10 protein-coding genes, 1 other RNA gene and 1 pseudogene are annotated in these 8,906 nt (G+C 44.5%); 8 read left to right on the forward strand and 4 right to left on the reverse strand.

Features of this window, described 5'->3' with window-relative positions; translation table 11 throughout:
- From AB4Z17_RS29300 to AB4Z17_RS29310, 3 genes and pseudogenes are all read left to right on the forward strand, one after another.
- Positions 1–387: pseudogene (locus tag AB4Z17_RS29300) on the forward strand (hypothetical protein); the annotation flags it as partial.
- Positions 388–435: 48 nt separating this feature from the next.
- Positions 436–618, forward strand: a non-coding RNA gene (ssrS, locus tag AB4Z17_RS29305) — 6S RNA.
- Between the two features lie 113 nt (positions 619–731).
- Positions 732–1,121 (forward strand): DUF1499 domain-containing protein, encoded by a 390-nt coding sequence (locus AB4Z17_RS29310; RefSeq protein ID WP_083681704.1) that lies wholly within the window; start codon positions 732–734, stop codon positions 1,119–1,121.
- Between the two features lie 77 nt (positions 1,122–1,198).
- Here the strand turns inward: AB4Z17_RS29310 and tpx are convergent, their stop codons facing one another.
- Positions 1,199–1,717, reverse strand: a complete 519-nt coding sequence (gene tpx, locus AB4Z17_RS29315) for a thiol peroxidase (protein WP_076266829.1) — start codon at positions 1,715–1,717, stop codon at positions 1,199–1,201.
- Between the two features lie 174 nt (positions 1,718–1,891).
- Between tpx and AB4Z17_RS29320 the strand changes: the two genes are divergently transcribed.
- Both AB4Z17_RS29320 and AB4Z17_RS29325 read left to right on the forward strand, forming a co-directional pair.
- Entirely contained in the window at positions 1,892–2,467 is a 576-nt protein-coding gene (locus AB4Z17_RS29320; protein ID WP_441963773.1) for a rhomboid family intramembrane serine protease, read from the forward strand.
- Positions 2,468–2,501: 34 nt separating this feature from the next.
- Positions 2,502–3,398 carry a LysR family transcriptional regulator gene (locus AB4Z17_RS29325; protein ID WP_441963775.1) on the forward strand — a complete coding sequence of 299 codons (897 nt, stop codon included), beginning with the start codon at positions 2,502–2,504 and terminating at the stop codon, positions 3,396–3,398.
- Between the two features lie 93 nt (positions 3,399–3,491).
- Here the strand turns inward: AB4Z17_RS29325 and AB4Z17_RS29330 are convergent, their stop codons facing one another.
- Both AB4Z17_RS29330 and AB4Z17_RS29335 read right to left on the reverse strand, forming a co-directional pair.
- Complete coding sequence (locus tag AB4Z17_RS29330) at positions 3,492–4,172, reverse strand: zinc metallopeptidase (RefSeq protein ID WP_076266832.1); 681 nt, start codon at positions 4,170–4,172, stop codon at positions 3,492–3,494.
- A gap of 35 nt (positions 4,173–4,207) precedes the next feature.
- Positions 4,208–4,633 carry a MerR family transcriptional regulator gene (locus AB4Z17_RS29335; RefSeq protein ID WP_372238962.1) on the reverse strand — a complete coding sequence of 142 codons (426 nt, stop codon included), beginning with the start codon at positions 4,631–4,633 and terminating at the stop codon, positions 4,208–4,210.
- A 607-nt stretch (positions 4,634–5,240) separates the two neighbouring features.
- Here AB4Z17_RS29335 and AB4Z17_RS29340 point away from each other — a divergent pair.
- The 3 genes from AB4Z17_RS29340 to AB4Z17_RS29350 are packed head-to-tail and all read left to right on the forward strand — an operon-like array spanning position 5,241 to position 8,462.
- Positions 5,241–6,605 (forward strand): ammonium transporter, encoded by a 1,365-nt coding sequence (locus AB4Z17_RS29340; protein WP_339203527.1) that lies wholly within the window; start codon positions 5,241–5,243, stop codon positions 6,603–6,605.
- A 42-nt stretch (positions 6,606–6,647) separates the two neighbouring features.
- Positions 6,648–7,715 carry a DUF294 nucleotidyltransferase-like domain-containing protein gene (locus AB4Z17_RS29345; RefSeq protein WP_441910481.1) on the forward strand — a complete coding sequence of 356 codons (1,068 nt, stop codon included), beginning with the start codon at positions 6,648–6,650 and terminating at the stop codon, positions 7,713–7,715.
- 12 nt (positions 7,716–7,727) lie between these two features.
- Positions 7,728–8,462 (forward strand): 3'-5' exonuclease, encoded by a 735-nt coding sequence (locus AB4Z17_RS29350; RefSeq protein ID WP_076266836.1) that lies wholly within the window; start codon positions 7,728–7,730, stop codon positions 8,460–8,462.
- Here the strand turns inward: AB4Z17_RS29350 and AB4Z17_RS29355 are convergent.
- Positions 8,448–8,906, reverse strand: a 459-nt coding sequence (locus AB4Z17_RS29355) for a M67 family metallopeptidase (RefSeq protein ID WP_441963777.1), incomplete at its 5' end; no start/stop codon positions are given. The two genes, AB4Z17_RS29350 and AB4Z17_RS29355, sit on opposite strands and share 15 nt — an antisense overlap.

Here is an 8,906-nt window from a genome sequence, read left to right on the forward strand (position 1 = left end):
CTTTCATACATTTTCATTGCATTTTTGCTGCTGTTAATCGTATCGCTATTTAATTTTTTCTCTATGCTTGTCCACTATCATATGAAAACGTTTCAATTACTGAAAAACGCTGTTCTCATTACGATCGGCAAACCTTTCCGTTCGCTTTCTACAGCGATTATGAGCGGTGCGGTTATGTATTTCAGTACTAGATTCACTTTTCTTATTCCTTTCTTTATGGGCAGCATCATCGCTTACCTGGCGTTCTGGAACTTCAACTTGATTTACCAGAAGCTGCAGGACCAAGCGGAGAAAGCGCGTTTGGCAGAGGAAGAAGAAGCAGAGAAGGCTGCTGAGCTAGACCGTATCGATTTGGTTAAAGAAGATTCGAGCGGCTCCAGTAAATAACAGCCCATCAAAGTTTACTTTTTCTTTTGTTCAGTCTATAATAAGCAATACCTCCTGCGATGCTCGTTACGGCTTTACGCTGTTTTGAACCAATGGCTGTTTCACGGGAGACCAACATCGAGACGCAGCTGACATGCCCCCGAAAGGGGATCTCAAAAGCGGTTCTGCGGTCACCCACCTGCGTAAGCGGGTTCAGAAACATGTGAGTCGGACGGCATAGGCGGGTTCTCATTTTCAAATAAAGAGCATTTGCTGGTTAAATCCAGTGATAGCTCTTTTTTCATGGGACAAATCATGGTATCATATAGAGTAATGTACATAGATGCCGGAGGGGGAGATCGTTGTTGTTGAAGCGGACCTTGATCGGGCTGCTGCGCAGTCATGAACAGACGGGCGACAGGGCTAAGGATCCAATGCTCAAATCTCATTTCTACAAGCTGTCGAAAGATAAGGCTTGGGAAGAAGTGATATCGACTCTTAAGAAAATGCAAGGATATAAGGTGCTTCATGAGGTGCAATCCGTAGGGGAGATTGTGCTGGAGAAGCGCACAGCATTTGGAAGAACGATGGACATCACCGTTTCCGTTATTAGCGTAAATCCGCTCCAATCAGCTGTCGATATTTATTCAGCATCCCGCGGCTCACTAGGGGATCTTGGTTCTAATTACAGAGTCATTATGGATTTATATCGTACGCTTGATAAGAAGCTGGCTGCATTTAAAGTAAATAATTAATTCATAAACAAAGCGAGGAAGGGTAGCCTTCACTCGCTTTGTTTGCAATAGTGCTGAAAATTTTCTTTGTTTTGAAATTACACGAGTGCTTTTACAGCGTTGATTGCTTGCTCGTAATTCGGGTGCTCTGTCATTTCAGGCAAATATTCAACATATTGGATCGTATCATTAGCATCGATAACGAAGATCGAACGTTGATCCAAACCAAGTTCTTTAATATATACGCCGTATGATTCGCCAAAGCTATGCGCTTTGTAGTCGGACAGCAATACAACTTTGTCGATACCTGCAGCACCGCACCAGCGTGCTTGTGCGAACGGCAGATCAACGCTGACCGTTAGGACAACAACATTGTCGCCTAGTTCGCCAGCAGCTTCGTTAAAGCGACGAGTTTGTGCATCGCAAACGCCAGTGTCGATTGAAGGCACAACGCTGATTAGTTTGATCTTACCGGAGTAGTCCTTGAGGGAAACATTTTCAACAAGTGATTTGTTAAGATTGAAGTCTGGGGCTTTGTCCCCTGCTTTAAGTTCTGGTCCTACTAATGTGATCGGGTTGCCTTTGAATGTGGCAGCTCCATTGCGTTCTTGTGTCATTTGTAAATTTCCTCCTCTAATAGATATGGTCAATACCAGATTTATTATAATCGTTATGAAACAACCTTGTCCAATTGTTGGATTGAGAAAGGGGATGTACTCGTGATCTTCTTGCGATATGAGAGCTTTCGCTCTTACTTAAAGATGTATCCCGTAACATCAATATTAATTTTATTGAATATTATTTATTTTATTGTCGTATTATGGAATGGCGATCCTAATGATTCCTTGCATGCATATCAGTATGGCGCGTTTGCTACTGACCCTGTGAATGATCCATTTGGATTAGAACAGCCGTGGCGTTATATAACAAGCATGTTCATGCATGCGGGATTTGAGCATTTGCTCTACAATATGTTTGCTTTGCTCGTGTTTGCACCGCCGCTAGAGTATCTGCTTAAACAAACGAGATATATTATATTTTATTTACTTTGCGGGATTGCGGGAAATGCGATGAGCGCTTTCGTAAATGTGCTGCAAGACGATCTTTATGGTCATGTGGGTGTAGGAGCCTCTGGGGCGATTTATGGCGTGTATGGCGCCTTTCTGTTCATATCGTTGTTCCGCAAGGCTCAGCTTGACGAGAGCTCTCGTAAAACGGTGTATACGATATTAATATTTGGGGTTATTTATTCGATTGTAGTAGCCAAAGTGGATTTATGGGCACATGTTGGCGGCGCTCTTGCAGGCTTCTTGCTCTACCATTTCTTTGACCGAATAAAGACTCAAAAGAAACAGCGATACTCATAAAAACTATGTAAGTACGGGAGAGAATTGAACCGGTATGGAACTTCGTCAGCTTCATTATTTTGTAAAAGTAGCGAAAAAAGAGCATGTAACGCAAGCGGCGGAAGAGCTGCATGTGGCGCAATCTGCAGTAAGCCGGCAGATTCATCAGCTTGAAGAAGAGCTTGGCGTAAAACTGTTCGTTCAAAAAGGTAGAAATTTGCAGCTCACACCAGTCGGTCAGCTTTTCCTAAAGCGGGCTGAAGTGATATTGGCTGATCTGGAACGTGCTGTCATTGAAATACATGAATTTTTGGACCCCGAGAAGGGTGAAATTAGACTGGGCTTCCCGCATAGTCTTGGGATCTCATTAATTCCACAGGTTGTGGCAGCTTTCCGCAAGCTCCATCCGAATGTGAAATTTAAATTTAAGCAGGGGATGTACCCGTCGCTTATTYGCGACATGGTGAAAGGCGAGATTGACTTGGCGTTTATATCACCTTTCCCTGATGAACATGAATTCGTTTGCGGCGAAGTATTGCTGACAGAGGAGCTTTATGCGATATTGCCGCCGGGGCATCGTTTATCGGACAAAGCATCGATTGCACTGAAAGAGCTGGAGCATGAGACGTTTGTGTTGTTTAGCGAAGGGTATTCGCTTAGACCGATCGTTTGGGGAGCTTGCCAAGAGGCAGGCTTTACGCCGAAAATCGGTTTTGAAGGGGAAGAGACGGATACGATTCGCGGTTTGGTAGCCGCTGGGATGGGCGTAAGCCTTCTTCCAGAGATGGCGCTTCACTATACAGGGCCATTGCAGCCGACTAAAGTAAGGGTAATCGAACCTCAGGTGACTCGTACAATCGGACTTATCCAGCGTTCAAATGAGAAATTGCYTTTAGTTGCGAAAGTGTTTCACGGTTTTCTGCTTCGTTATTTCCAGAACACGATAAAATAGATAAAAGAACAATAAAAGAGGAGCAGTTCCTGTCGGTCGATGAAGACCGAAGGGGAGCTGCTCCTCTTTTGTTTAGCTATAAGACACGTAAGCTTATTCCTGACGGCTGCCGCCTACGAAGATTAAGATATATCTGACAAGCTCCAGCAAGGACAAGAGAGCCGCTGCTACATACGTTAAAGCCGCTGCGTTAAGCACCTTTGCGACCCCGCGTTCCTCATCATTCGTTATGAACCCTTCAGCAACCATAATGTCTCTAGCTCGGTTGCTCGCATTAAATTCAACCGGAAGTGTTATGACCTGAAAGGCAACTGCTACTGAGAAAAATATGATGCCAAGCCCAATTAGGTTGAGTGCTGAGAATAGAATACCGGCAATAAATAAAAATGGTGCTACGCCGGATGCAAAGTTCACGACTGGGAATATACGATGTCTGAGCACGAGCATTGGGTAATGCTCCGCATGCTGTATGGCATGGCCGACTTCGTGACAAGCGACTGAAATCGCTGAAATTGAATTTTCATAATACACAGGCTCCGACAAACGTACAACTCGGTGAATCGGATCGTAATGATCGGTCAGTGTACCGCGTACTGGCTCGATCGGTACATCATGAAGTCCGTTAGAATCAAGCATTCTTCGTGCTGCCTGGTAACCGGTCAAACCACTGTTCGCTTGAACTTGCGTCCATTTTTTAAACGTTCCTTTGACTCGGAATTGAGCCCAAATTGTTAGTATAAATGCAAGTACAATTAAAACATAGATAAACGCCATTGAGTCATTCCTCCAATTTTTGATGAAATGTATAGCTACATGAGGGAGCTTTTGTTAATGAGAAGCATAAGTGCCTCTATGCAAGCTGCGGTTTGCGGCATAAGACGCGTGTAGAGGTGATTGGCTTGACGAGGCTTGAGCTTCTTAATAACAGGCTCTAACTCCTTCACTTCACGCTCGAGCTGGCTTAGATGGTACTGCAAGTCCGTAAGCTTACGTGAGACCTGCTCCTCAGGTGTAATCTTGCTCCAGCTTTCAATTGTGGCCTTAATCTCATCTAATGTATATTTATCTTTTTTCATCTGTTCAATACGTTCCAGACGCTGCAAAGTTTCATCAGAATAGAGGCGATAGTTTTTGGCGGAACGCTCTGCAGGCTCTATTAGACCGATTGAAGTGTAATAATCAATGGTTCGTGCACTGATTTGCGCAAGCTTGGATAGTTCTCCGATACGATACATTTTCAAATCCTCCATTCGTTCAAAATATAAGTAAACTAGATCCCGCTTGCGTACTAAGCTTATGTTTCATCTCATTCTGAGATGATGTGTCGACAAAGAACAGGTTTGTTGTTTTAGCTCGTCATGTCTAAAAGAACATCATTACCTATTGAGGTGAATTTCACAATCACCATCTTATGGGAAAACGTATAACTATTGTTCCTCTAATGATAATAGGAAAGTAACCATACAGTCAAACGTGTTACATGACTATACAATTTTAGTGTCAATTTTCAATTTCGACAGGGCGTTTTCATGTGTTTCTTCTATATAACGTAATTTAGGTGACATGAGACGGGTGTGAGTCATAGTGATTTGCGTTTTTAACTAGAAAAAGTAGGAACCAATACCTATATAGAGTGAAAATGCGAAGAATAAGGAGTTTCAGCTGACGATTTTGGCGTTGATTTGCCTCATTTCTTAACGTTCGTGTTAGATTATATGCCGAACGTTTGATTTTTTTTATAAAAATAGTTAAAACGTATTGTCAAATTGAGCACTACTGACTATAATGACATTAAGTCTTTCTTAACGTGTAAGGAAATATAACATTTAGGGAGTGGTCGTAGTGATTAAGAAAACGATGTTAGCTTTAGGAATCTTCACCTTATTGTTCCCGGTAATGGCGTTTGCAGAGGATCCTTCCGCAGCAACGTTGAACATGGGTCTCAACTCTCTATGGGTTATGCTCTCATTCATTCTTGTTCTTCTCATGCAAGGCGGTTTTATTCTTCTTGAAACAGGCTCAACACGGATGAAAAATGCTGGTCACGTTGCTGGCAAAACGATTTTCACAACGGGTTTGGCAGCACTTATTTATTGGGCTTTCGGCTATGGCATCGCATTTGGCGGGGATAGCGGAATTAACGCATTGATCGGCTGGGGCAATTTCTTCTTCGATCCATCCCTAGCAGCTGGTGAAGGCGAGAGCTATCCAAGTACTGTATTCTTCTTGTTCCAATTAGCATTTGCAGCGGTTTCGCTTTCCATAGCATGGGGCGGTTTTGCAGAAAGAGCTAAACTTTCAGCTTATATCGTATTTACTGTATTCTTTATTGCGATAATCTATCCTGTAGTAGCTCACTGGATCTGGGGCGGCGGTTGGCTCGCTGAAGATGGAGCGCAAGATTTTGCAGGCTCCACAGTTGTTCACTTAACGGGTGCGCTTGCAGCATTTGCAGCGACTGTATTACTTAAACCTCGTATTGGTAAATTTAACAAAGACGGCTCTGCGAATGAGATTTTGGGACATAACCAAGTATTCACAGCACTTTCTGTATTGCTTCTATGGGTGGGCTGGTTTGGGTTCAACGCAGGCAGCACGGTAGCGATTGGCGATGGATTTTTTGGATATGTAGCATTCAACACGATGCTTGGAGCAGGCGCAGGCGGCGTGGCAGCACTTCTTATCTCTTGGGCAGTAACAGGCAAAGCTGACATTACGGCTATGCTGAATGGTACGCTAGCAGGTCTAGTTGCAATTACAGCTTCTTGTGCTTACGTCGCTCCTTGGGCGGCAGTCGTCATCGGTTTAGTAGCTGGTGTGCTCGTGTTCTACAGTGTGAAATTTTTCGAGAAAGTTAAAGTAGATGATCCTATCTATGCATTATCTGTACACGGCGCGGCTGGTGTGTGGGGTACGCTTGCCAACGGTATCTTTGCAACACAAGAACTTGCTGATAAAGTAGGCGTAGGTACAGGCGGCTTGATCGACACAGGCAGCTGGAAGCAACTTTGGGTTCAATTCGAATCGGTAGTAGTCGTTGGCGCATTCGTACTCGCTGCATCATTCCTTATTCTAGGTATTATGAAGCTTGTGATGGGCTTCCGCGTAACAGAAGAGCAAGAAATTATCGGTCTTGACCTGAGTGAGCATGGAGCTTATGGTTATCCTGAGCAAATGAAAAAAGCTGGTCAAAACATTCAAGGCTAATAGAAGATACGCGATGGACTGACCGAAAGGAGAGAGCGTCGCATGAGTGATCCGGTGCGATTGCAGCTGCTTAAGCAGATTGGTTCAGCTGATCATGTGGATAGGCTGCGAAACTTGCGGGATCAGGTTCACGAGCATATGGAGGCTCTTCTCCCAACGCGTCCAGTCGAACAATTTAATGAACAATTAAATGAGGTGCACGACGCGGTGATTCAGCGCTCGATTATCCTCGCAGAAGCGGAAATGGCACGGAGGGGGAATGGTTCTCCCCCCGTGCCTTACGCATATGTATTGTTCGGCAGCGGCGGTCGGCAAGAGCAAACTTTGTCAAGCGATCAAGACAGCGGAGTTGTCTATCAAGATCCAGTGGCTGATTCAACAGAAGTTAAGAACTATTTTTTGAATTTAAGTGCGCTCATTGTAAACAATCTCCAAAGTGTAGGTTACCCGCCTTGTGAGGGCAATGTGCTAAGCAGCAACTCGGATTGGTGTTTGTCCATTTCGGAGTGGAGCGTTAAACTGGGTGCTTGGTTTGAGGAGCCTGCTTGGGAGGCAGTGCGTTATTTGCTTATTATCGCTGATGGCCGCTGTATTTATGGTGATTATAAGCTCGTTGAACAGCTTAAAGAATTGTTTTTTATTGATATGCTTAACCACCAGATCATCCTGCAGCGGATGCTGGATAATACGCTACGGCATAAGGTGCTGCTAGGCTTTTTTGGCCAATTGCTGAAGGAGCAGTATGGCGAGGAAGCGGGCAGCTTGGATATTAAATATGGCGCCTATATTCCTATGGTTAATTCGATTCGGCTATTATCCATACAAGAAGGCATCCGTGAAACCTCTACGCTTGAAAGAATTAGAATGCTTGTAAAGGCAGGGAAGATGTCATCAGCTGACGGGGCTATTTATGATCAAGCTTTTCGGATTTTTCTCCGGCTCCGTCTAATGACGACTGAGAAAAATGCTGATGGCTTATATGCCAACAATGGAAAGCTGTCGAGCCATAAGCTTACGAAGGAAATGACGGATGAGCTTAAGAGCGGACTGCGTCTTGGCAAGAGGCTGCAACGAACGGTTTTTAAGCAAACAATGGGCAGGTTTACGTAAGGCGGTGGAGAAATGAAGGAACAAAAAGGCGTCGGTCGCATGTGGAACCTATACAAAATGGGAGGATTTACGCCTGCCATCGCTTCTATGCTAGGCTCGCAAAATGCGCAGCAAATGGCGTTTATTCGGAATGTCAATAAAGAGCAGCGCAAGCAGTCGATGTTCGATATGCCCCTTCGAGAGCTGGAGGTCATTGTTTTTGATCTAGAGACTACAGGCTTTTATCCGAATAATGGGGATGAAATTATTTCATTTGGCGCTGTATTGTTTCGAGATGGCGAGCTTGTTGAAAGTGAAACCTTTTATAGTCTCGTGAATCCTAAACGAAGAATTCCGAAAGCGATAGTCGAACTGACCGGCATTACGAATGAAATGGTACAGGATGCGCCTGATTTGATGCAGGTGCTTCATGATTTTATGGAGTTTGTCGGCAGAAGGCTGCTTATCGCTCATGCTTCCGGCCACGATAAGCAATTTCTGAACGCGGCATTGTGGAGGACGTCAAAGATTAATTTGAACCACAGAGTGCTGGACATGATGATGGTTGCCAAATGGCTCGAGCCCAATCTGGAAGGATACAGTCTCGATGATTTGCTTGAGAGCTGCTGTATTCCAATTACAGAGCGGCATCATGCTTTGCAGGATTCAATCATGACAGCAAAGCTGTGGCGGAACTATTTGACGCGCATTTTGGAACGAAATATTACGACGCTCGGCGATCTGTATGCCTACTTAAGCAAGCACTAGCTGCAGTGGAATAAATGAACCTTCTGAGCGGCGATAGGGCTTAACGTCAGGCGATTTCAAGTTCTCGAGTGAAACAATCCAATAGGAAAGCTCCGAAGCGGGCAGGAAACCGTCAGTGTCGCTAGAAGACGGAATAGCCTTTGTACGCGGATGCGAATGAAATAAGCCGACAAGCGTTTGTCGGTTTTTTTGCATGTCATAATAAGCTGCGGTCCACTCGGTCGGGTCAAACGAGAACGAATGCATGGGATCGTTATGATTATTAGTTATGGGGATAACGATATCTATAATGGCTTCATTTTGATCAGAGGTAATGGCATGCAAGGATTGGCTGCTTGCCATAATGCCGCATGCTTCTAGAGGTTGAGCATCCGCACATATTTGAATAAGCCGCTCGTATGCCGATTTGGTTATGCATCCACGCGTTTGCTGTGATTCCAACAC

The organism is Paenibacillus sp. TAF43_2 (genome assembly GCF_052113545.1).
GTDB lineage: Bacteria > Bacillota > Bacilli > Paenibacillales > Paenibacillaceae > Pristimantibacillus.